The following is a 22,442-nucleotide window of genomic DNA, read 5'->3' on the forward strand; positions in this document are numbered from 1 at the left end:
ATTTTAGTATATATTATTTGAACTCTCTACATTTGTTTTTAAAGACGTTTAGCACCGAGGCGCGTTTTTTGCAAATTTCTTTGTATTCGTTTTGAGCAATGCTATCTATGACGATACCGGCACCAGCTTGGATAAATACTTCGCTAGTGCCGTTTTTAGGCACAAAAACCGCACTTCTTATAAGGATAGCTTGCTGCACGTCGCCGTTAAAATGAAAAAATCCTATCCCGCCTCCGTATGCGTTTCGTTTGTAAGTTTCAAGCTGCGAGATGATCTCCATAGCGCGAATTTTTGGTGTTCCGCTGAGTGTGCCGGCGGGAAAAATGCTAGAAACAACCTCAAAAGAGCTTGCATCATCGCGCTTAATGCCGTAAACGTCGCTAGCCATGTGCATAACGCTTTCGTAAAAGACTACGTGCATCGGGTTTTTTACGCTTACGCTTGAGCTTTTTGCCACGCGTCCGATGTCGTTTCTGGCTAAGTCGATGAGCATTTTATGCTCGGCTAGCTCTTTTTCGTCGTTTATAAGCTCGTTTTTTAGCCTCTCATCATCTATGGCGTCCTTGCCGCGACCTCTTGTGCCTGCAATGGGAGCTACGAAAATTTGAGAGTTTCTTATCTCGCAGACTAGCTCCGGGCTTGAGCCAACGATATCGCCGTGCGGAGTCGGGAAGTGAAACATATAAGGGCTTGGATTTGCCTTGCTTAAAAGCTTATAAAACTCAAAGCTGTCCATGTCGCTAACTAGCTTTAATTGCTCGCTTAGCACTACTTGAAAGATATCTCCGCTATATAGATACTCCTTGGCTTTTTGAGTCATACCCAAAAAGTGCTCGCACTCTTTGTCTAAGTCGGTGCAAATTTGATAAAAGCTCTCTTTAGCGGTGAAATTTGGCTCTTTTACCTCTTTTAAAAAGTCGTAGTATTTGGCTTTATCACCGTAAAACGTGTAAATTTTGCTAGTTTTATCAAAGTGCAGATAGGCTCTTGCATTTGCGTAGAAAAAATTTGGAAATTCATACTGTGAGCTTTGAAATTCTGGAATTTTCTCAAAATATCTAACGCTTTCATATCCTAAAACTCCAAAAAGCCCAGCAAAAGGCGCACTGTGTTTTTGAGCTAAAAAATAGCTCTCAAGCCCCGTGAAATCAACCTCATCGCTGCTTATGTATTCGCAGTCTATGCCGATGATAGCTTGAGTGGTGTCTTCAGCTAAAAAGCTGTTTTTAAATTTTTGTCTTATCGCTTCGTAATAAATTAAAGGCTCTAGTAAAAGCATGTCAAATCCTAAAAAATAAGTGAAATATTATATGTAAAAAGAGCTTTTATACGCATAAAGGGCTAAATTTGTGCTATTAAAGTCGAGAGTATGAATAAAAATAATAAAATTTAAGTAGCTAGACCTCAAAAGAGGTCTAAGATCACTTGGTCAAAGCTTTGTGTAAATTTGCCTGTGCAGCGCTTAGTTTTTCAACTACGTCGCAGTTTTTCACATCGTATCTTTTGGCGATATTTTCGATATCTTCATAAGCTACGGTAGTCTTATCGCCCTCTTTGTAGATAAGAAATTTTAGCGGAAGCTCAAGCGCGATTTGCGGTTCGCACTGCATTAAAAGAGTGCCGACCTTTGGCGCGCCAAATACCACAACGCTAGTTTCAGTCATCTCAAGACCTGCCTCTTTAGCCAGTTTTGAGTGGTTAAATACGTCAAAAAGCATGATGCCTTTTTCTTTAAGGATGTTGCTAAATTTAGCCACCGTCTCATCTACGCTTAGAGCGCTCGTGCCTTTTATAAGCATGTTTTCACCTCCAAATGCCAGCGAAGCCATAGCTACCGCTGAAACAAGTAGTTTTTTCATCTTGATTTCCTTTTTCAATTAGATTAGAGCGTAATTATACTTTAACAAGCTTAATGTTAAAATTCGCTCCAAAGGTTTAAAATGTTTATCGGATATGTGATTCTAGGCGTTTTTGTCGGGTTTGTTTCGGGATTTTTCGGTATCGGAGGCGGTGCTGTCGTCGTGCCTGCGATGATACTTTTAGGCTATGATATCAAATATGCAATCGGCGTTAGCATCATGCAGATGGTCTTTAGCTCCATTTTTGGCTCGTTTGTAAATTTGCGCTCTAAAATGCTTGATCTAAGGTCTGCTTTGGTGCTTGGGCTAGGCGGATTTTGCGGTGCGCTTAGTAGCGGGTTTATCGTCTCTCACTTTTCGTCTAAATTTTTGCTTGGCGCGCTTATAACGGCTCAGATCATAAATTTAACCAAACTTTTAACCAGCCCAATCGAGCCAAAAGGAGAGCAGAACAGCTCGCAAATTTTGCTATTTCTCATAGGTCTTATCACGGGAGCGGTGGCTATTAGTGTAGGCATAGGAGGCTCTGTTTTTGTTATGCCAGCGCTTATCGGGTTTTTAAACTATGATATCAAAAAAGCCGTTAGCACGGGACTATTTTTCGTAGTGTTTAGCTCGACTGCGGGCTTTATAAGCCTTGCTTCACATGGACTGGTGCACTATGAGATAGGAGTTGCGATCGGGCTTGGCTCGCTTCTTGGGGTGTATTTTGGCGTAAAGACATCGCACGCCATAGATAAAAAGAAGCAAAAATACTGGATGGTCGCTCTTATAACGACCATCCTTGTAATTACGATTAGAAAATTTTTAATAGCTTAAAATATTTCAAACACGTGAGCTTGAGTTAGCTTTCTTTCAAGATCTTTTACGTAATCTCCCACAGCCTTATCAAACTCTTTTTTGGTTTGCATTTTTATAACTGAATTATTATTTGAAAAATTAAAATCTTGTAAATTTAGCTATCTATTTGATGCCTAATTTGAAGATTGAAATTTAATAATTAATCAGATATTTATGCCGCTTTGATTAAAATAAATAACTTAAATTTTAGGCAAAAATATGAACGACACTATCAAAATCACAGGTGCGCGCGAGCACAATCTAAAAAATATAAATTTAGAAATTCCAAAGAATAAATTAGTAGTTTTTACAGGACTTAGCGGTTCGGGCAAGAGTACGCTAGCATTTGATACGCTTTATGCTGAAGGGCAAAGACGATATATTGAGAGTTTATCTGCTTATGCAAGGCAGTTTTTGGATAAGGTTGGAAAGCCCGATGTCGATAAGATCGAAGGTCTTACGCCCGCGATCGCCATAGATCAAAAGACCACGAGCAAAAACCCTCGCTCGACGGTCGGCACCATAACCGAAATTTATGATTATCTGCGGCTGCTTTACGCGCGCGTCGGGATTCAGCATTGTCATCAGTGCGCAAAGCCCATTTCAAAGATGAGTGCAAGCGATATCATAAATGAAATTTCAAAGCTTCCTGAGGGCGCAAAGCTGATCATTTACGCTCCGCTTGTGCGCGAGAAGAAAGGCACATGGGCGGATCTCATCGAAAATTTGCGCCAAAAGGGCTTTGTTAGAGCGCAGATTGACGGTGTTACTGTAAGGCTTGATGAGGAGATAGAGCTAGCTAAAACCAAAAAGCACACTATCAAAGTCGTAGTTGATCGCCTTGTGATAGACGGCTCAAACTCTCAGCGCTTAGCAAGTGACGTTGAAAAGGCGCTTCACGAGAGTTACGGCGAAGTTGAAGTTGAAATTTCAAACGCCGAAGAGCTTGGACTAAGCGAAAAGTTCATCCACTACAGCGAGCATATGGCTTGCTTTGACTGCAAAATTTCATTTACGCCGCTTGAGCCGCTTAGCTTTAGCTTCAACTCTCCAAAAGGAGCGTGCGAGCACTGCGACGGGCTTGGGATTCGCTACAGCCTTGATATGAACAAAGTTATAGATGAGGAAAAAAGCGTAGAAAACGGCGCTATAAAGTTGCTTTACGGCTACAATATGAGTTATTATTATAAATTTTTGCTTGCCTTTTGCGAGCAAAACTCTATCGACGCGAGAAAGCCATATTATGAGCTTAGCGAAGATGAGAAGCGACTCGTGCTTTACGGCAACGCAAAAGAGGTCGAGTTCTTTTGGAAGAGGCATAAGATAACGCGTAAATTTGAGGGCGCAGTAAAGATCAGCTACGATCTTCTTAAGGATTACAAGGATTTTGACGAGTATATGAGCGAGCGCATCTGCTCAAACTGCGGTGGACATAGGCTTAGACCCCAATCCTTAGCCGTACGCGTAGCAGGACTTGGGATAGGCGAAATTTTAGATATGAGTATCGAAAACTGCGTTGCGTTTTTTTCGGATGAAGCCAAATTTAGCTACTTAAGCGAGCAAGATAGCATGATCGCGGCTCCTATTTTAAAGGAGATAAACGAGCGGCTTTACTTTCTTTATGACGTGGGGCTTGGCTATCTCTCGCTTGGGCGTGATGCGCGCACGATAAGCGGCGGCGAAGCGCAAAGAATTCGTATCGCAAGCCAGATAGGAAGCGGGCTAAGCGGAGTTATGTACGTGCTTGACGAGCCAAGTATCGGACTTCACGAGCGAGATACCTTAAAGCTTATTAAGACACTTAGAAATTTGCAAGCCAAAGGCAACTCGGTCATAGTGGTGGAGCATGATAAAAAGACGATAGAAGAGGCGGATTTCGTCGTGGATATCGGCGAGGGAGCGGGTAAATTTGGCGGAGAGATTATATACGCCGGAGACGTTAAAAATCTGCTTAAAACAAGCACTCTAACGGCGCAGTATCTAAATGGACAGCGCTGCATAGACTATCAAAAAAATCGCAAACAAGAAAGCTGGCTTGAAATTTCAAACGTAAATATCAATAATATCTCAAATTTAAGCGCGAAATTTCCGCTTAGAAATTTAGTCGGTATCACGGGTGTTTCAGGTTCAGGCAAGAGCTCGCTCGTGCTTCAAACCCTGCTTCCGGAGGCGCAAGAGCAGCTAAATAGAGCTAGAAAAGTAAAAAAAGTTGCAGGCGTAAATTTAAGCGGACTTGAAAATTTAGATAAGGTCATATATCTTGATCAAAGCCCGATAGGACGCACTCCGCGCTCAAATCCTGCAACCTACACGGGCGTGATGGACGAGATAAGAAATCTCTTTGCGCAGACCAAAGAGGCGAAACTAAGAGGTTATAAAATCGGACGCTTTAGCTTTAACGTCAAGGGCGGCAGGTGCGAAAAGTGCCAAGGCGAAGGCGAGATAAAGATAGAGATGCACTTCTTGCCAGATGTGATGGTAGTTTGTGACGCTTGCAACGGCTCAAGATACAACGCCCAGACTCTGGAAATTTTGTATAAGGGCAAGAGTATCGCCGATGTGCTAAATATGAGTATCGATGACGCGGTTGAGTTTTTTAAGGCGGTGCCAAAGATCGCGGCTAAGCTTAAGACGCTGCAAGATGTGGGGCTTGGTTACATCACGCTTGGGCAAAACGCAACCACTCTAAGCGGTGGCGAGGCGCAACGCGTGAAGCTCTCAAAGGAGTTAAGCAGAAGCGATACGGGAAATACGCTTTATATCCTTGATGAGCCTACGACGGGGCTTCACTTTGCCGATGTGGACCGTCTTACGCGCGTGCTTCATCACTTAGTCGAGCTTGGAAATTCGGTCTTTGTGATCGAGCATAATATGGACGTGATTAAAAACTGCGATTATATCATCGATATGGGGCCTGAGGGCGGCGCAAAAGGCGGTAAGATCATCGCTAGCGGAAGCGTTAAAGAGGTGGCTAAAAATCACAAAAAAACAGGCTCTTATACGGGTAAATTTTTAGCTGAAGAGCTTGAAGAGATGAAGGCTAAAAAAGGCAAAAAAGATGCAAAGAGCGCTCAGTGATTATCTTGAAATTTGCAGTCGCATACTAAGCGCGGCTAGAAGGCATACTAACAAAGAGGATTTTATCGCCCAAATCATAAATCAGATCTCGTTTAGACATACAAAAGAGCTTTATGAAATTTGGTTTAAGCAGTGCCTTGAAAAGCGCGACTGGAAAGGCGTAAACAGCCTGATATTTCAGCAAAACCGCTTGGAGCTAATTCCCGGTAGCGCAAGCGGGTATGATCACTGCATTAGATTTTTTAAGCTGTTAAATAGCGTTGCGTGCGGTGATTTTGAAGCTATTGAGCAAATTATCCCGCCAGGCATCGTAGCTAGCAAAAACGGCTACACGCTGCTAGTTGTCGGCATAAATTTATTTTTTGCGATGCGGTACAAAGATGAGGCTAAGCTTGAAGCGGCATTAAAGGCGGCGAGGAAATTTATAAACTCAAAAAAGCCTGCCAATGAGCGAGCCCAAATCGCCGCTATGGTTGGAATTTGCGATAAAGACGCGGAAGTTATAAGTGAAAATTTGCAAGCCTTCTGCGCGGGATATAACAGAACCGACGTTTTGCCTTACAAAAAGCTGCTTTGTATGCCTGCACACGGCATTTACTGCCTTGCGAAAATTTTGCTTGACGAGGAAATTTTTAATCAAATAAAAATGCCAAAACATCAAAATTTCTCCTGCGAATTTGCCGCTTGGCGAAACGACAATCAAAATCCTGAGCTAAATTTATATTTTACCTATCCAGAAGAGCTTGAAATTTTTAACCAAATTTTTATGCACCCGCCCGTAAAGAGCATGCTTCATCAGCCATATAAGGATTACGAGCGAGTGCCGTACTGGTATATGGATGAAAAAGCGATGGTAACGGCTCTTGCAAAGCAGATCGCAGATAAATTAAGGAGTGAGATATCATGAGACTTTGGACGATCAGCCCTGTTTATCTGGACGCAAAAGGTTTAGTAGCGTTATGGAGAGAGGCGCTTTTAGCAAAGCATGTTTTAAATGGGCTTACAAAGGGGTATAAAAACCATCCGCAGCTTGATAGATTTTACGCGCATGACAACCCCAAAGAGCTTATAAATGCCTATTTGCAAGAGGTTTATGACGAGGCCTCAAAAAGAGGATATAAATTTGATAAAAGCAAGATAGATGCCTTTAGTAGCCAGAATTTATCGCCGGTGCAAGTTACAAGCGGTCAGATAGAGTATGAATTTGCGTTTTTGCAAGAGAAGCTAAAGGTGCGAGATGTGGCGATGTATGAGCGAAATTTGAGCGTGAACGAAGTTGGGATAATGAGTATTTTTAAAGCTGTAAATGGAGATGTCGAGCCGTGGGAAAAGATAAAGAGTTAAAAGAAATTCCGCGCAAAGGCGCAAGATCGATAAGTGAAATTCCTACCGAAATTTTAGAGCGGTTAAATTCAGGCGAGATCCAAACGGCAAATTTGACCGAATGGCTTGCCGTAAATCAAGAAATTTTGCTTGCAAACGTGCTTGTGCAAATAAACAAAAGCGAATTTTTAGAGCAAATTTTAGCTCAGGTTAAAAGCCTTAAAAACAAAAGCGCAAATTCCGTTAGCAAGACGATCGGCGCCGAGCTTTTTAAGATTGCAAGCGTGGATAAAAGCGGACAAATTTTAAAAGCTCTTAGCACTCACAGATCTGATACTGTAAGGTGCTGGGCGGCTTATATGACGGCTTGTGATGATAGCCTTGATATAAGCGCTACTCTTAACGCTATAAAGCCGTTTGCCGCGGATTCTCACTTTGGCGTTAGAGAGATCGCTTGGCTTTGCGTGCGAGGTAAAGTCATCTCAAATTTGGACGAAAGCATAGAAATTCTCTCAAAATTCGCACTTGATGAAGACGCTAATATCAGGCGATTTGCAAGCGAGGCTACAAGACCGCGCGGAGTTTGGTGCGAGCATATATCGGCACTCAAAGCCGAGCCTTGGCGCGCACTAGCCATACTTGAACCGCTTAAAAGCGATAGCTCAAAATATGTGCAAGATAGCGTGGCAAACTGGCTAAACGACGCGAGCAAAACGCAGGCTGAATTTGTGCGTGAAATTTGCGCTCGGTGGAGCGAGCAAAGCAAAAGCAAGCAGACCGCATATATCGTAAAAAGAGCGCTTAGAACGCTTAAGAAAAGCGATGACATATAAAACAGAGGCGATAAAAAGTTCTTTAAAAGGAATTGCGGTGATTTTTAAAAAAATAAGAATAAGTTAAGACTATCCTTATTTAGAGAAACCACAGATGATTTTATGTGAGCTTTTATTATTCATTGCGCTCATTTGGAGGCTTGTTAAGCTCTGGTATTAACATAGTTTATAATCACGATAAATCCGCTTCCTGCACGAAGCTCAAAGCTAAAGTCTCTAGCTCTGCCTAGAAATTTTGGATCTGAGCTGAAGCTGTATTGATTTTTTACGATACAAACGGGCAAATTTGCCTTGCCTAAAGCTATTATGCTATTCATATTCTTAAGCGCTTTTTGGCTAAATTTCACATCTCTTGCGCGTTTTTGCAAGGTGCAAATTTATATCATCGCTTGGCGCAACTTGAGCGTATCCTCCACCTGTCGCCTCGCCTTTGATGCCAAATACAGGCCCAAGGCTTGGCTCTCTAAGTGCGGCGCAGACTCTTTTATCAAGCCTGCTTAAAGCGTCGCTAAGTCCTATGGTTACGGTTGTCTTGCCCTCTCCAAAGGGGGTCAGGTTTGTAGCCGTTACAAGGATCAAATTTGAGTTGCTAGTAGCCAAATTCGCAGCCACTTTAGCCTTAAATTTGCCAAAAAGCTCTAAATTTTCTTCATTTAAATTTAACTTTTTAGCCACCTCTTTGATGTTTTTTAAATTTGCCTTTTTTTCTATCTCGTGATCGTTTAGCACAAATTTCCTTAAAATTTTAGATTAGTTCAAAGATTAAAATTTATCAAAAAGATATGAAAAATTTGATTAAATTTGTCTGCAAATTTAAATTTCACAAGGAAAAGCCATGCAGAAGATAAATGTCTTGCTTTTTGACGACTATACTAGCCTTGATGCGCTTGGACCGCTTGAAGTGCTTTCAAGGCTTAAGCAGCACTATGAGATAGACTATTTTTCACTTGACGGAAAAGCGGTTAAAAGCTCCATAAACACGCAAATTTTAACTCGCAAAATAAGCGAGATAAAAAGCCACGATATCCTGCTGGTGCCTGGCGGATTTGCGACAAGAACGCTTATAAATGACGAGCGGTTTTTAAGCGAGTTAAGAAATTTGGCTAACGCTAGCAAGATAGTTTTAAGCGTCTGCACGGGCTCGGTTTTGCTCGCTTGCGCAGGATGTTTAAAGGGCAAAAGAGCCACTAGCAACAAGTCATCTTGGGAATTTGTGACAAAGGCTGGCAAAGACACGGAGTGGATAAAGCCCGCCAGATGGGTAAAGGACGGCAAATTTTACACTTCAAGCGGAGTTGCAGCCGGCGTTGATATGGCGCTTGGTTTTGTGGCTGAAATTCACGGAATAAAAACTGCGCGAGATATCGCAAAATCGATGGAATATATCTGGAATGAAGATAGAAATTTCGATCCATTTGTATGAAATTTAAAAATAGAGTGAAGTTTGTTTATAGCAATTTTTTGATACAATTTCTTAAATTTTTCGTAAGGACAAGATATGATTGAAGAGTTTAAAAAGAGGATAAAAACGCTTCCACCGCTTCCAAAAAGCTTCCATAGGGTTTTGCAAATTTGTGAGAGCGATAGCGGAGTAGGGGAGCTTGCTAAGGCCATCGAAGGCGATCCAATGATGGTTGCTCAAATTTTAAAAACGGCAAATTCTCCGCTTTACGGCTTTAACAGGCAGATCAAAACGGTTTTACAAGCGGTTAGTTTATTTGGCAAAAATATGACCAAATCGCTTGTGGCTAGCTCAACCGTACAAGGCATGCTAAAAGTAAGCGTGGAGCCTTATAGCGTGAGCCCTGAGCAGTTTGTAAATATCTCAAATTTGCAAGGCGCGATCGCAAAAGCGTGGTTTAAGCGCATTGCGCCTGAGAAGATGGATGATATGTTTTTATGCGCGCTGCTTCAAGATACGGGCAAAATTTTGATCTCTGATGAGGTAATTAGACGTGATGAGGTGATGTATTTTAAAGAAGATATCGCGATGAGCTTTGATATCGGCGCGGTTGAGATGAATAACTTCGGCACTACAAGCGTGCTCATAGCTGCTGATATATTTGATCACTGGGGCTTTGAAAAGGGTATCGTAGAAAACATCCGCCACTCAAACGATCCAAAAAATGCGCCTGATGAGCTTAAACAAACCGCATGGGCGCTTTACATCATAAGAGTTTTGGCAAATCAAAAGCAGCAACTTAGCGATCTAAACGTCCAAACTGCGCTAAATTTGGCTGCTGAAAACGGCTTTAACGAGCAAATTTTAAAAGAGGTTGTAGAAGAGATAAAAGAAAAAGGTGTTTAGTAGTTTAGGGCGGTTTGCTCGCCTTGAACTCAGCTTCTGCTCTACTTTTGCGCAAATTTAAATCAAGGAAAAATAATGAACGGCAAAAAAACTCTTACTATCATCGATACTTTCGGCTTTTTTTTCAGGCTTTATTATGCGATGCCAAATCTTAAAAATAAAGAGGGCAAGCCAAGCGGAATGATAAGCGGATTTGCAAATTTTATCATGAATTTAAGAGAGGAATTTCCAAGCGATTATATCATCTTTGCGCTAGATAGCAAGGGTAAGACACTTCGCCACGAGATGGCTGGTGAATACAAAGCCAACCGCGACGAGCCGCCGGCACCGCTTAAAGAGCAACTTCCAGTGTGTATAGAGATGATACGCCAGATGGGGCTTTGCGCGATGTCAAAGGAGGGTTATGAGGCCGATGATATCATTGCAACTGCGGTAAAAACGGCAAAAGAGCAAGATATCTTCGTGCGAATCGTAACGCACGATAAGGACCTTTATCAACTTATCGAAGACGGTAAAGTAAGCATATATAGCCCGCAAAGCAAGATAGATCACGATAGCGCAAGCTGCTTGGAAAAGTATGGCGTATTACCTTCTCAAATTCGCGATTTTCTAGCTCTTACAGGAGATAGCTCAGATAACATCCCCGGTGTAAAAGGTATCGGCGCAAAGGGCGCTAAAAAGCTGCTTGATGAGTTTGGAAACTTAGAAAATATCTATGAAAATTTAAGCTTTATAAGAAACGATCGCACAAGGCAGATGCTAGTTGATGACAGGGAAAATGCCTTTTTAAGCAAGCGGCTAACTTCTCTTTTTTACGATGCGGTAGAGATAAAAAGCTTTCAAGCCGCGCTGTTTCCGACGCAAAATCCGCTTTTAAAAATCGCCGATTTATTGCGCGAATACGATTTAAACCGCATTTTAAAGTCGCTTCAAAATAGCGAAGAAAATGCCGAATTTAAGCTTGGATTTAACGCGCATTTGCTAACTGATGAAAGCGAGATAGAGCGCTTGCTAGAAGGCATAACGGACGAAACGATGGTTGCTTTTGATACCGAAACTACGGGCATAGACGCAAATAATGCTAAAATCGTGGGCTTTAGCTTTTGCTTTAACGACACCGATAGCTACTATGTGCCTATTGCACACAGCTATCTTGGAGTTAGCAAGCAAGTAAGCCTTAAATTTGCGGCTTGGGCGGTAGGTCAAATTTACAAAGGCTGCGTCATAGGGCAAAATTTAAAGTATGATTTTAAGGTCGTAAAGCAAAATTTAAACCTCAATCCGCCTAAAAATTTTAAAGATACGATGATCATGGCGTGGCTTATGGAGCCTTCGCAGGCTGTGGGTATGGACGCGCTTGCAAAGCGGCTTTATAATTACGATACGATCAAATTTGAAGATGTGGTCAAGCGTGGCGAAACATTTGCCAGCGTTAGCCTTGAAAATGCCGCAAAATACGCGAGCGAGGACGCTTGGATAACGCTTAAATTTTATAAGAGCTTTTTAAATCTGCTTGATCCAAATTTGCTTAAGCTTGCAAACGAGCATGAATTTCCTTTTCTTATCACGCTTTTTGATATGGAAAATCGCGGCATCAAGCTAAACAGGCAAAAAATGCAAAATTTAATAATTCAAAATGACGCCACTATCAAGCGACTTACTGCTGAAATTTATGAGCTAAGCGGCGAGAGCTTTAATATAAACTCCGTTAAACAGCTTGGCGAAGTGCTCTTTGAGAGGCTAAATTTGCCTGCCAAGAAAAAGACTAAAACAGGCTACAGCACCGATGAAGCCGTGCTTACCGAGCTGCTTGAGGCTCATCCTGTTATCGCTAAACTGCTTGAATACCGCGAAATTTATAAGCTTCAAAGTACTTATTGCGAACCGCTTTTAAATTTGGCTAAAAACGATGAAAACAGCCGAATTTATACAAATTTTATGCAAACGGGCACGAGCACTGGCAGGCTTTCTAGCAAAAATCCAAATTTGCAAAACATCCCTGCGCGCGGAAGCCTTGCTTATGAGGTTCGCGAGACGTTTGAGGCAAAGGATGGCTTTAGTCTTGTGGGGCTTGATTATAGCCAGATAGAGCTAAGGCTGCTTGCGCATTTTAGTAAGGATAGTGCGCTGCTTGAGGCGTTTGCAAATGATGAGGATATCCACGCCCGCACGGCGATTAGCATATTTGGCGAGAGTAATGCGCAAAATAGAGCCGTGGCAAAGAGTATAAATTTTGGGCTTATCTACGGTATGGGTTCAAGTAAGCTCTCAGGGCAGGTCGGTATCTCACGCGCCGAAGCAAAAGAGTATATAGAGCGCTATTTTAGGGCTTTTCCAAGCATTAAGGGCTTTTTAGAAAGCATTAAAACCGAGGCTAAAAATAATGGATTTGTTACCACCTTGCTTGGTCGCAAAAGATTTTTTGACTTTAGCACGGCAACTCCGATGCAGCTTGCGATGTATGAGCGCGAAGCGGTAAATACGATATTTCAGGGCTCGGCTGCTGATATTATAAAGCTTGCGATGGTAAAAATAGGCAAAATTTTAGACGAGCGAGCCAGTATGCTGCTTCAAATTCACGATGAGCTTATATTTGAGGTTGAAGACGGCTTTGCGCAAGAATTTGGCGAGCAGGCAAAAGAGGTAATGCAAAGCATTTATAAGCTTAATGTTCCGCTTAAGACTTCACTAAATATAGCGAAAAACTGGGGTGATTTGAAGTAAAAGGCTTTATATTGCCTTTTACTTTTGAACCTCTTTAAGGATTAGGTTTATTTTGAATTTTTGATCCACATTACCGCTTTCGGATATCTTTTGAAACGCTTTTATAATTTTTTCTTGCATAGTCTTAATCTCTTTGCTTTGATGCTCATTCTTTTGTAAAAATCTGATAGCGCTTTGCAGAAAATTAGAATCATGGCAATATCTTACCAGCTCATCCTCTCTTATGTTTTCTATTAATTGTTCAGCAATAGGATCCTTAGTTTCAAATATGTGTTTTATGATATTGTTTGCGGATGAAATTTTATTGAGTTGATTTTTGTCTAAAAAGTTATTGTATAAAGACTCTATCTTGTCATCAAAATTTAACATTAAATCAAGTGATTCGGTATATATATTTTGATGTATATTTTCATCGAAAACACTCTTTAAATAGTCGCATAGTATCTCTATCGCAAAACTATGATACTTCTCTTTGTTTGTTGTATCAAATTTCTTTAACGTATCTATGTATAAAATAAATGCGTCTATCCCTACAATATGAACTATATTTTCTTTATCATCTTTTAGGTGATTATATAGATTTGTTATGAAGGTTTTATTGTCATATTTTAAGTCAAGCACACCCTTAAGATATTCGTTGCGAATTTCGGATTTAATTTCACGATATTTTTCTTTTTCTATCAGTGCGTTTATTGATTCTTTTAACAAAGTTTCGTCAATAACCGAAGTCTTAAAATACGACACTATATTTTTCCCTATCATATAATAATCTTGATCTGTAGTTAATATGAGTTGATGGGCTAAATCTTCAGTGTTTGCATTGTTTTTATAAAGATCGTAAATGTCTTCAGGCAGGTCGCGATAGTTTAATTTTCCTATTAGATTATCAATATCTGCTGATGAATTTGTTGCGTTTATAACAGCTATGGCTAGTACATAATTGATAATGTTTTCTTTTATGTTGATTTGAGTATTTGTATATTTTGTTATAAATTTAGAGTAGTCATTTAATGCGTTTATAGCTCGTCTTATTACTCTGATATTATTAATATTGTGTTTTTCAAAATACTTTAATGCAATATCTTGAAAGCATATAAGTTCTTTTGAGATAAGCTCAAACGATTCTTTTGGTGTAGGGTTGTAGTAAAACTCATAATCCATAATCTTATCTTTGTATTTTGACAAAATTTCTTCTTCTATATTTTTACTTGACAAATTATTTTCATCTACTTCTTTTGTGGTGCTATTTTTAATTTGGTTATTTTCTATCTTCTCTTTATTTAAGATCATAACAATATGGCAATTTTTCTGTTCTTTTAATTCAGATATTAGACCTAAAATATCTTTTAAATTTATCTTTTCAGATACTCTTTCAAAATCATCAAAACAGATTATAATATCTTTAAAATCTTTCTTTTTAAAAAAAGATATAGAGCTTATTATCGCTGTGCCTAAATTTGGTGTTATCTGATCAATAATATCATTAAAACAAAGGTCTTTAGCTTTTTCTGTAAATTCTGATATGTATTTATTCCTTGCATAAATTTGTAAAATTATCTCTCTTTTTATCTCTTGTATAGTTTCTTTTCCAAACAGCGATATGTATATTGATTTTTTAAAGTCTTCATCTAAACTGCTTGAGAAGTTGTTCCAAAAAGTAGTTTTGCCAACACCCCACTTTCCGTCCAGAACAATGCACCTTGCACTGTCCATTTTTAATATCTCTTTTAGTCTAGTCTCAATTTTTTCTTTAGATAGAAAGCTCATAAGGTCACTCCTTTGTGTTTTAAAGCGATGTTGTATATTATTTAAATTATTATAAATTTTATATTTAGTTTCTTTAAGGTGACATTTTCACCTATTTAATAATCTTAAATTATCTTATTAAAAATGATATTTAATAAAAACTATAAAATTTAAGCTGATTGACGCCGTGTATTTGCTAAAATTACGCTAATACTCTAAAAAATAACATTCCAAAAGGAGAATTAATGGAGTTTTTGACTAGTTTAAGCGAAGGCACGCAGTTTGCCATTCAGCTTATAGTTGTTCTTGTCTGTCTGTTTTACGGAGCGAAAAAGGGCGGCATCGCGCTTGGTTTGCTAGGCGGTATAGGACTTATCGTTCTTGTATTTGGCTTTCACATTCAGCCTGGTAAGCCGGCGATTGCCGTTATGCTCACCATCCTTGCCGTCGTTGTTGCGAGTGCGACATTGCAGGCAAGCGGCGGACTTGACGTTATGCTTCAAATAGCGGAGAGAATTTTAAGGAAAAATCCAAAATACGTAAGTATCCTAGCGCCGTTTGTAACGTGCTTTTTAACGATACTTTGCGGAACAGGACACGTTGTTTATACGATTTTACCTATCGTTTATGATATAGCTATCAAAAACGGCATCCGTCCTGAGCGCCCGATGGCTGCAAGCTCGGTATCTGCGCAAATGGGTATCATCGCAAGCCCGGTTTCAGTTGCGGTCGTAACCTTAACCGCATTTTTAGTAAGTTCCAAGACTCAGCTTGCTGGATTTGATGGCTATTTGGACCTTCTTAAAATCACGATACCTTCGACGTTTTGTGGTGTTTTAGCAATCGGAATTTTTAGCTGGTTTAGAGGCAAAGATCTTGATAAAGACGAGGAATTTCAAGAGAAGATAAAAGATCCTGAGTTTAAAAAATATGTTTACGGCGAAAGTGCTTCTTTACTTGGTCAAAAGCTTCCACAATCAAGCTGGAACGCGATGTGGATATTTTTAAGCGCTATTGCAGTTGTTGCTCTACTTGGATACTTCAAAGAGTACCGCCCTGCTTGGCCTAAATCAAATCCTGCGAAAGTAGTCGAGATCGTAGCTGACGGTAAAGCCGTTAAGAGCTTTAATGTAAAAGACGGCAAGATCGTAGCTACAGTAAAAGACGGCAAGATCGAAGAGACCGTTGCTTCAAGCAAGGCAAAAAGCTCTATGAGCTATGAAAATATCGAAATTTACAGCAAAGACGGCAAACTAACTCAAAGCCTAAGAGCTGAAAACGGCGGCGTGGTGTTAAGTGTCGGAGATAAGAGCGAGACCATAGCTTCAGCTAAGATCGCAGTAAAAGATAGCGTGAAAAAGCCCGCTCCTATGGGCATGGTTGATGTTATCCAAATTTTCATGCTACTAGCCGGTGCGCTCATCATCATCTTTACAAAAACAGATGCGAGCAAGATCAGCAAAAACGAAATTTTCCGCTCAGGTATGATCGCACTTGTTGCGGTGTTTGGAATTTCATGGATGGCTGAGACGATGTTTGCAGTTCACACTCCGATGATGAAAGAAGCTCTGGGAGATATCGTTAAGCAGCACCCTTGGACATACGCGGTTATGCTGCTTTTGGTGTCAAAATTTGTTAATTCTCAGGCCGCCGCGCTTGTGGCTTTCGTGCCGTTAGCTCTTGGTATCGGCGTTAGCCCTGCGATCATCCTTGCGTTTGCGCCTGCTTGCTATGGATACTACATACTTCCTACATATCCAAGCGACCTTGCGGCTATTCAGTTTGACCGCTCGGGCACGACAAGGATTGGTAAATATGTTATAAATCATAGTTTTATTATTCCTGGACTTATTGGAGTATTCTCGTCGTGCTTATTTGGCTGGATATTCGCGAGTCTATATGGATATATGGGCTAAAATTTAGAATTTTTTATCTGCTTAAGTCTTGTAGAAAGAGACTTAAGCAGTATATTTATATGTGTTGCGAAATAATATAATTTAGGTAAGACTATAAATTATTACACTTAATATTATTTTATTTTGATACTATTTTATAATTTTAGTGGTATACTTATATGATTATAAATATTTTTTAAATACATTAAGATTGGATGGAAGTGAAAAGACCAAATAGCTATTGGAACTCTCAGATAGAATCTCAAGAGGGAAGTGTTGAGCGTATGATGAAAGATGAGCTTATGCGAAAGAAAGCTTATAAAAAAAATCAAAAAAATTTTGTAAAGGCATTTGAAGACAGGATGGATTTTTATATAACATCTAGTATTGTGGTAATGAGTTTGGTGTTAGTCGGCTTTGTACTAAAGTATATGGTTTAATTTTTTATCAATCTGCTTAGCTATAACTCATTTTTTAGCCTATCGCCAAATTTAGCTCTATCGCTCATATATACAAAGCTTAAAACTTCCGCAACCGCCCTAAAAAGCTCAGCAGGTATCATCTCGTTTATATCGCACACCTTGTAAAGCTCTCTTGCAAGCGGCGGATTTTCTACGATCTTAACGCCGCTATTTATGCCGATATCTTTGATGCGAAGTGCTAGGAAATCGACCCCTTTAGCTATAACAACTGGCGCTTTTTCTTTGGTTTTATCATATCTTAGCGCGACTGCGTAGTGAGTCGGGTTGGTGATGATGACGTCAGCCTCTGGGATATTTTGCATCATCCTTCGTCTGCTTGCTTCCATCTGAAGCCTTCGAATACGAGCTTTTACTTGCGGATCGCCCTCCATCTGTTTGTATTCGTCTTTAACCTCTTGCTTTGTCATTCTGAGATCTTTAAAATACTGAAAACGCACGATAAGAACGTCAACAATCGCGATAACAAACAGCACGATGAGCATGACAAAGGCTAGGATTATCATCTTTTCTTTAAGCCAGTCAAGTTGAGCTACCATAGGTAAAAATATAGTGTGTGGAAGCTCTTTGATAAAGCTTAAAAACATAAAAAATCCAACGCTAAATACGATGGTAACTTTTAGAGTCATCTTTATTGATTCGATTAGTTTTTTTAGTGAAAAGAGGTTTTTAAGCCCTTTTATCGGGTTTATTTTGTTTAAATTTGGCTCAAGCGGCTTTGTGGTAAAGATAAATCCAAACTGGATCAAATTTGCGATAATTCCTGCGATCGCTACGCAAATGGTAATCGGCAAAATCATCAAAAGCGCTCTAAAAACCGTTGTGAGCGCGATACTGTAAATAAGCTTTGCATCTATCTCTTGTCCGATCAGGCTCTGATAATAAACATAAAGCGCGAAAAACTGCTCGCCTAAAAAGCCAAGTAGTAAAATCACGGCAAAGATGGCCACAAAAAGGGTGATAAATCCCGCTAAATCCTGACTTTTGGCGACGTTTCCGTCCTTTTTGGCGTCCTCGATCTTTTTGGAGGTGGCTTCTTCGGTTTTTTCTTGATCGTTTTCTGCCATTATCTACTTAGCCGTATTTAAAATTAAGCTAAATTTCTTGGCGTAATTTAGTTGAAAATTTTGAGCCGTGTTTAATAGCAAGATAAATTTTACCAAGAAATTTCCTTTGTGGTTTGAATTTAGTGATTATATCAAAACTGCTTTGCATTTTTAAATTTAAAAATTTAAATTAAATCTAAAATAGAAACTTTTAAGTAATAATCAGAGATATTTTATCCTAATTACTTAATACTATCTAAAAATAATTTTTAATAAACAATAAAATTTATCATAAATTAATAGAAAAAATTATATTATTCTGTGATTTTATTTTAAATTTAAGGATTAAGTATGAAATTTAAGTTTATCTTACTAAGTTCAGCTTTGGCTAGTTCGATGTTTGCGAACGATTTGATTAAAGAGGCGCTTGACGCAGGTCTAGTTGCGATCCCAAGCGATCCACACGCTCTTGCAAAGATGATAAATGAAGCTTCACCTGACTCTAAAGAGTTTCCTACGACAATGGCGGCTTATGAGCTTGGCAAAAGGCTTTATTTTGATCCTCGCCTTTCAAAATCAGGCATTATCAGCTGTAACACTTGTCACAACTTAGGGCTTGGCGGAGTTGACGGCGTTCCTGCTTCAACAGGACATAAATGGATGCCAAACCCGCACCACGTAAATGCTCCGACCGTTTATAACTCTGTGTTTAACGCGGTTCAGTTCTGGGACGGACGCGCAGCTCACCTTGCAGCTCAAGCGGCCGGTCCTATGACAGCTCTTCCTGAAATGGCTTCAACTCCAGAGCTTGTAGTAGATAGACTTAAGTCGATCCCTGCTTATGTGGCCGAGTTTAAAAACGCATTTAACAGCGAGATAAATTTTGACCTTGTTACGACTGCGATTGGAATTTTTGAAAGAACGCTTGTAACTCCTTCAAGATTTGACAAATTTCTAGAAGGCGATAAGAATGCACTAAATGAAGCGGAGAAAAAAGGTCTAAAAATGTTTTTGGATAAGGGTTGCGCATCTTGCCATAACGGTGTAAATTTGGGTGGAACTCTTCAGCCGTTTGAGGTTGCAGGCAAGTATGAATTTGCAAACATTGGCGATTTTAAAGGTGATGCAAACGGAATGGTTAAAGCTCCTACACTCCGCAACGTAGAGCTAACCGCACCATACTATCACAACGGAGCTATATGGTCGCTAAGTGACGCTGTTAAAGCGATGGGAAGCATACAGCTTGGAATCGAGATAAATGACGTTGAAGCTGCTAGTATAGTGACATTTTTAAATTCGCTTACAGGAACTATGCCAAAGGTTGAGTACCCAATGTTCCCTGCTTCAACAGATAAAACTTCAAAGCCTGAGCTGGACTACTAAAATTTATGATCGGGAGGTTCTCCTCCTGATTAAATTCAACTTAAATTTATAAAAAAAAGTATATAATCCACTCCTTATAACCAACAAAGCTCCACAAATCTTTTAAATCAAAAGTGCTTTTTGGTAACTTACCAAAGAAGGGATAGCAATGTCAAAATATGCTATTATAAAACACGGCGGCAAGCAGTATAGAGTGAGCGAGGGCGAGTACCTTAAACTTGATCGCTTTGAAGCCGAAGCAAAATCTAGCGTCGAAATTACAGATGTTCTAGCTGTAAACGATGGCGAGATAAAGGTAGGTGCACCGTTTGTTAAGGGTGCAAAAGTTGTCTTAGAGGTCGTAAATGAAGGTAAAGACAAAAAAGTCGTAATCTACAAAAAACGCAGAAGAAAAGACTCAAAGCTTAAACGCGGTTTTAGAAGACAGTTCACACGCGTTAAAGTAGTAAGTATCGCAGCCTAAGGAGATTAAGATATGGCACACAAAAAAGGTCAAGGTTCTACCCAGAATAACCGAGATTCCATCGGTCGCCGCTTAGGCGTTAAGAAATTTGGCGGCGAATTTGTTCGCGCCGGAAATATCATCATCCGCCAAAGAGGCACGGCAACTCACGCCGGAAGCAACGTTGGTCTTGGTAAAGATCACACGATATTCGCACTTATCGACGGATATGTAAAATTCGAGAGAAAAGATAAAACAAGAAAAAAAGTTTCTGTTTATCCGGCTGCTTAAATTTTAGGAGGGCTTAGCTCTCCTTTTCTTCATCAAATTTTTACAAAAATATTTTACTCTTACTGCGAAATCAAATTAAATACTATTGTATTATAAATTTATGTTAGGCAGATTTATAATTGTGAGAATTTTAAAATCAAATTTTAATCAACAAAAAGATATAATGAAAAGAAAATTTTAAGGTAAATTTATGTTTATAGATAGTGTAAGTTTGACATTAAGCTCGGGTCACGGCGGAGCGGGTGCGGTTAGCTTTAGACGCGAAAAGCACGTGATACTGGGCGGACCTGACGGCGGAGATGGCGGAGATGGCGGAGATGTGTATTTTATCGTTGATAACAACACTCACACGCTAGCCGCATATAAAGGTAAGCGCGCTTTAAAAGCTCAAAACGGAGAGCCGGGTATGGGTCGCAGAATGACCGGTAAAAAAGGTGAAAATTTAGAGCTTATAGTGCCTCCGGGAACTGCCGTGTATGATGCTGATAGCGGAGAGCTCTTGCTTGACCTAACCAGGCAAGGTGAGCGAAAGATGTTTTTAAAAGGTGGCAAAGGCGGTCTTGGTAACGTGCATTTTAAGAGTTCGACCAACCAAGCCCCAGAATACGCTCAAAAAGGCACTCCTGAAGAAATTTGCAATGTGCGCCTTGAGTTAAAACTAATTGCTGATGTAGGGCTTGTAGGCTTTCCAAATGTGGGCAAATCAACGCTAATTTCAACCGTTTCAAATGCCAAGCCGCAAATCGCAAACTATGAATTTACGACACTTACACCAAAGTTAGGGCTTGTAGAAGTTGATGAGTTTAACGGCTTTGTTATGGCCGATATTCCTGGTATTATTGAAGGAGCAAGTGACGGTCGAGGGCTTGGAATTCAGTTTTTAAAGCATATCGAGCGAACTAAAATTTTACTTTATATGCTTGATCTTGCTAATTATCGCACTCTTGAAGAGCAGTTTGACACACTTAAAACAGAGGTTGGTAAATTTTCAAGCGAGCTTGCAGGCAGAAAATATGCTATTGCATTAACCAGAATGGATGCTTGTGAGGAGATAGATAAAATTTCTACTTTTATAGAGAAATTAGGGCTTGGAAAAGATCTTTTAAGTTATAAACAAGACATTTATGAGTTTGATTCAAAAAAGCCATTTTTCGTTACGCCGATATCTTCTGCAAGCGGTGAAAATATAAATGAGCTTAAATTTGCGCTTTTAGAGCTTTTAAAATCTGAAAAATAATCTATTTGAAGCAAGATGGGCTAAAGTGATGCAAGAACAAACAAATATCGTTTTTATGGGAACGCCTGAGTATGCAACTAAAATTTTAAAAGCTCTTGTCGAGGCTAAATTTAATATCGTAGCGGTTTTTACTCAGCCTGATAAGCCGGTAGGCAGGAAGCAAATTTTAACTCCAAGTAGTGTTAAGACGTATAGCGAGGCAAATTTGTCTAATGTGCCGATCTTTCAACCAAAAACTCTGCGCGATGAAGCAGCAGCTGCGAAAATTTCAAGCTTGAAGCCTGATTTTATAGTGGTTGCTGCTTATGGAAAAATTCTGCCAAAAACTATTCTTGATATCGCCCCCTGTATAAATTTACATGCCTCCATTCTGCCTAAATTTAGGGGAGCTAGCCCTATACAAAGCGCTATTTTGGCAGGAGAAAAAATGACAGGCGTAACCTCAATGCTGATGAACGAGGGGCTTGATACGGGCGGTATGCTAGAGTTTGCCTATACGAACTGCGAAGATAAGATGGCTGGCGAGCTTTTTGACGAGCTTGGAGATATGGCTGGCGAGCTTATAGTTAAAACTCTTCTGAATTTTAAAAGTTTGATTCCTATCAAGCAGGACGACACTCAAAGTTCAGAGTGTAAGAAGATTCAAAAATCAGATGGACTTTTTAGCTTTAACGAGAGCACGCAAGAGATCTATAATAAATTCAGAGCTCTTACTCCTTGGCCGGGGATCTACCTTGAAAGCGGGCTTAAAATTCTCTCTTTGGATATCAAAAAAGATATTTGTATTGGCGATAAAATTGGTGAAATTTTGCAGGTAGATAAAGATAGTTTTACGGTGGGTTGCAAAGACGGTGCAGTGAGCATTAAAACATTGCAAGAGCCGAGTAAAAAGGCTGTTGATGCCAATTCTTATATAAACGGTAAGCGTCTTAATGTCGGCGATAAAATTTTGTGACAA

The 22,442-nt window shown here is 39.8% G+C and carries 20 protein-coding genes and 1 pseudogene; 15 read left to right on the top strand and 6 right to left on the bottom strand.

Annotated features, from left to right (window positions below):
• Positions 1-13: 13 nt before the first annotated feature.
• Both CDOMF_RS01605 and CDOMF_RS01610 read right to left on the bottom strand, forming a co-directional pair.
• Positions 14-1,279, bottom strand: coding sequence for an anthranilate synthase component I family protein (locus CDOMF_RS01605; protein WP_260952154.1), 1,266 nt, complete (start codon positions 1,277-1,279; stop codon positions 14-16).
• A 142-nt stretch (positions 1,280-1,421) separates the two neighbouring features.
• Entirely contained in the window at positions 1,422-1,859 is a 438-nt protein-coding gene (locus tag CDOMF_RS01610) for a DUF302 domain-containing protein (protein WP_260952155.1), read from the bottom strand.
• Between the two features lie 81 nt (positions 1,860-1,940).
• Between CDOMF_RS01610 and CDOMF_RS01615 the strand changes: the two genes are divergently transcribed.
• From CDOMF_RS01615 to CDOMF_RS01635, 5 genes are all read left to right on the top strand, one after another.
• Positions 1,941-2,678 (top strand): sulfite exporter TauE/SafE family protein, encoded by a 738-nt coding sequence (locus CDOMF_RS01615; protein WP_260952156.1) that lies wholly within the window; start codon positions 1,941-1,943, stop codon positions 2,676-2,678.
• 240 nt (positions 2,679-2,918) lie between these two features.
• Entirely contained in the window at positions 2,919-5,777 is a 2,859-nt protein-coding gene (gene uvrA / locus CDOMF_RS01620) for an excinuclease ABC subunit UvrA (protein WP_260952157.1), read from the top strand.
• Entirely contained in the window at positions 5,758-6,684 is a 927-nt protein-coding gene (locus CDOMF_RS01625) for a hypothetical protein (protein ID WP_260952158.1), read from the top strand. Before uvrA ends, CDOMF_RS01625 begins: the two co-directional genes overlap by 20 nt.
• Positions 6,681-7,121: a pyrimidine dimer DNA glycosylase/endonuclease V gene (locus CDOMF_RS01630; RefSeq protein ID WP_260952159.1), complete on the top strand. Its 441-nt coding sequence runs from the start codon at positions 6,681-6,683 to the stop codon at positions 7,119-7,121. Before CDOMF_RS01625 ends, CDOMF_RS01630 begins: the two co-directional genes overlap by 4 nt.
• Positions 7,100-7,933: a hypothetical protein gene (locus CDOMF_RS01635; protein WP_260952160.1), complete on the top strand. Its 834-nt coding sequence runs from the start codon at positions 7,100-7,102 to the stop codon at positions 7,931-7,933. The genes CDOMF_RS01630 and CDOMF_RS01635 overlap by 22 nt, the downstream gene beginning before the upstream one ends.
• A gap of 143 nt (positions 7,934-8,076) precedes the next feature.
• On the opposite strand, the gene CDOMF_RS01640 is transcribed toward CDOMF_RS01635, so the two are convergent.
• Both CDOMF_RS01640 and CDOMF_RS01645 read right to left on the bottom strand, forming a co-directional pair.
• Entirely contained in the window at positions 8,077-8,250 is a 174-nt protein-coding gene (locus CDOMF_RS01640) for a formate--tetrahydrofolate ligase (protein ID WP_249321430.1), read from the bottom strand.
• Between the two features lie 52 nt (positions 8,251-8,302).
• A pseudogene (locus tag CDOMF_RS01645) lies at positions 8,303-8,662 on the bottom strand (formate--tetrahydrofolate ligase); the annotation flags it as partial.
• Between the two features lie 106 nt (positions 8,663-8,768).
• On the opposite strand from CDOMF_RS01645, the gene CDOMF_RS01650 reads away from it, so the two are divergent.
• The 3 genes from CDOMF_RS01650 (at position 8,769) to polA (ending at position 12,965) form a co-directional block, all read left to right on the top strand.
• The gene (locus CDOMF_RS01650; protein WP_260952161.1) at positions 8,769-9,356 is read left to right on the top strand and encodes a DJ-1/PfpI family protein; all 588 of its coding nucleotides are present in this window, start codon (positions 8,769-8,771) and stop codon (positions 9,354-9,356) included.
• A 75-nt stretch (positions 9,357-9,431) separates the two neighbouring features.
• Entirely contained in the window at positions 9,432-10,241 is an 810-nt protein-coding gene (locus tag CDOMF_RS01655; RefSeq protein ID WP_260952162.1) for an HDOD domain-containing protein, read from the top strand.
• Positions 10,242-10,316: 75 nt separating this feature from the next.
• Positions 10,317-12,965: a DNA polymerase I gene (polA, locus tag CDOMF_RS01660; RefSeq protein ID WP_260952163.1), complete on the top strand. Its 2,649-nt coding sequence runs from the start codon at positions 10,317-10,319 to the stop codon at positions 12,963-12,965.
• A gap of 18 nt (positions 12,966-12,983) precedes the next feature.
• Here polA and CDOMF_RS01665 read toward each other — a convergent pair whose 3' ends face one another.
• Positions 12,984-14,732 (bottom strand): KAP family NTPase, encoded by a 1,749-nt coding sequence (locus tag CDOMF_RS01665; RefSeq protein WP_260952164.1) that lies wholly within the window; start codon positions 14,730-14,732, stop codon positions 12,984-12,986.
• A 224-nt stretch (positions 14,733-14,956) separates the two neighbouring features.
• On the opposite strand from CDOMF_RS01665, the gene CDOMF_RS01670 reads away from it, so the two are divergent.
• Together CDOMF_RS01670 and CDOMF_RS01675 are read left to right on the top strand one after the other, a co-directional pair.
• Positions 14,957-16,627, top strand: a complete 1,671-nt coding sequence (locus tag CDOMF_RS01670) for an anaerobic C4-dicarboxylate transporter (protein WP_260952165.1) — start codon at positions 14,957-14,959, stop codon at positions 16,625-16,627.
• A 194-nt stretch (positions 16,628-16,821) separates the two neighbouring features.
• Positions 16,822-17,046, top strand: a complete 225-nt coding sequence (locus CDOMF_RS01675) for a hypothetical protein (RefSeq protein WP_260952166.1) — start codon at positions 16,822-16,824, stop codon at positions 17,044-17,046.
• A gap of 20 nt (positions 17,047-17,066) precedes the next feature.
• Here CDOMF_RS01675 and flhB read toward each other — a convergent pair whose 3' ends face one another.
• A complete protein-coding gene (gene flhB, locus CDOMF_RS01680) occupies positions 17,067-18,152 on the bottom strand; it encodes a flagellar biosynthesis protein FlhB (RefSeq protein WP_260952167.1) in 1,086 nt (361 codons plus the stop codon).
• Positions 18,153-18,482: 330 nt separating this feature from the next.
• Here flhB and CDOMF_RS01685 point away from each other — a divergent pair, with 330 nt between their 5' ends.
• From CDOMF_RS01685 to fmt, 5 genes are all read left to right on the top strand, one after another.
• Positions 18,483-19,514, top strand: coding sequence for a cytochrome-c peroxidase (locus CDOMF_RS01685; protein WP_260952168.1), 1,032 nt, complete (start codon positions 18,483-18,485; stop codon positions 19,512-19,514).
• A 148-nt stretch (positions 19,515-19,662) separates the two neighbouring features.
• Positions 19,663-19,977: a 50S ribosomal protein L21 gene (rplU, locus tag CDOMF_RS01690; protein ID WP_260952169.1), complete on the top strand. Its 315-nt coding sequence runs from the start codon at positions 19,663-19,665 to the stop codon at positions 19,975-19,977.
• A 12-nt stretch (positions 19,978-19,989) separates the two neighbouring features.
• Positions 19,990-20,247, top strand: coding sequence for a 50S ribosomal protein L27 (rpmA, locus tag CDOMF_RS01695; RefSeq protein WP_169973408.1), 258 nt, complete (start codon positions 19,990-19,992; stop codon positions 20,245-20,247).
• Positions 20,248-20,437: 190 nt separating this feature from the next.
• Positions 20,438-21,484 carry a GTPase ObgE gene (gene obgE / locus CDOMF_RS01700; RefSeq protein WP_260952170.1) on the top strand — a complete coding sequence of 349 codons (1,047 nt, stop codon included), beginning with the start codon at positions 20,438-20,440 and terminating at the stop codon, positions 21,482-21,484.
• A 28-nt stretch (positions 21,485-21,512) separates the two neighbouring features.
• Positions 21,513-22,439 (top strand): methionyl-tRNA formyltransferase, encoded by a 927-nt coding sequence (gene fmt / locus CDOMF_RS01705; protein ID WP_260952171.1) that lies wholly within the window; start codon positions 21,513-21,515, stop codon positions 22,437-22,439.
• Positions 22,440-22,442 lie beyond the last annotated feature (3 nt).

The organism is Campylobacter sp. RM16187 (genome assembly GCF_025319965.1).
Classification (GTDB): domain Bacteria; phylum Campylobacterota; class Campylobacteria; order Campylobacterales; family Campylobacteraceae; genus Campylobacter_A.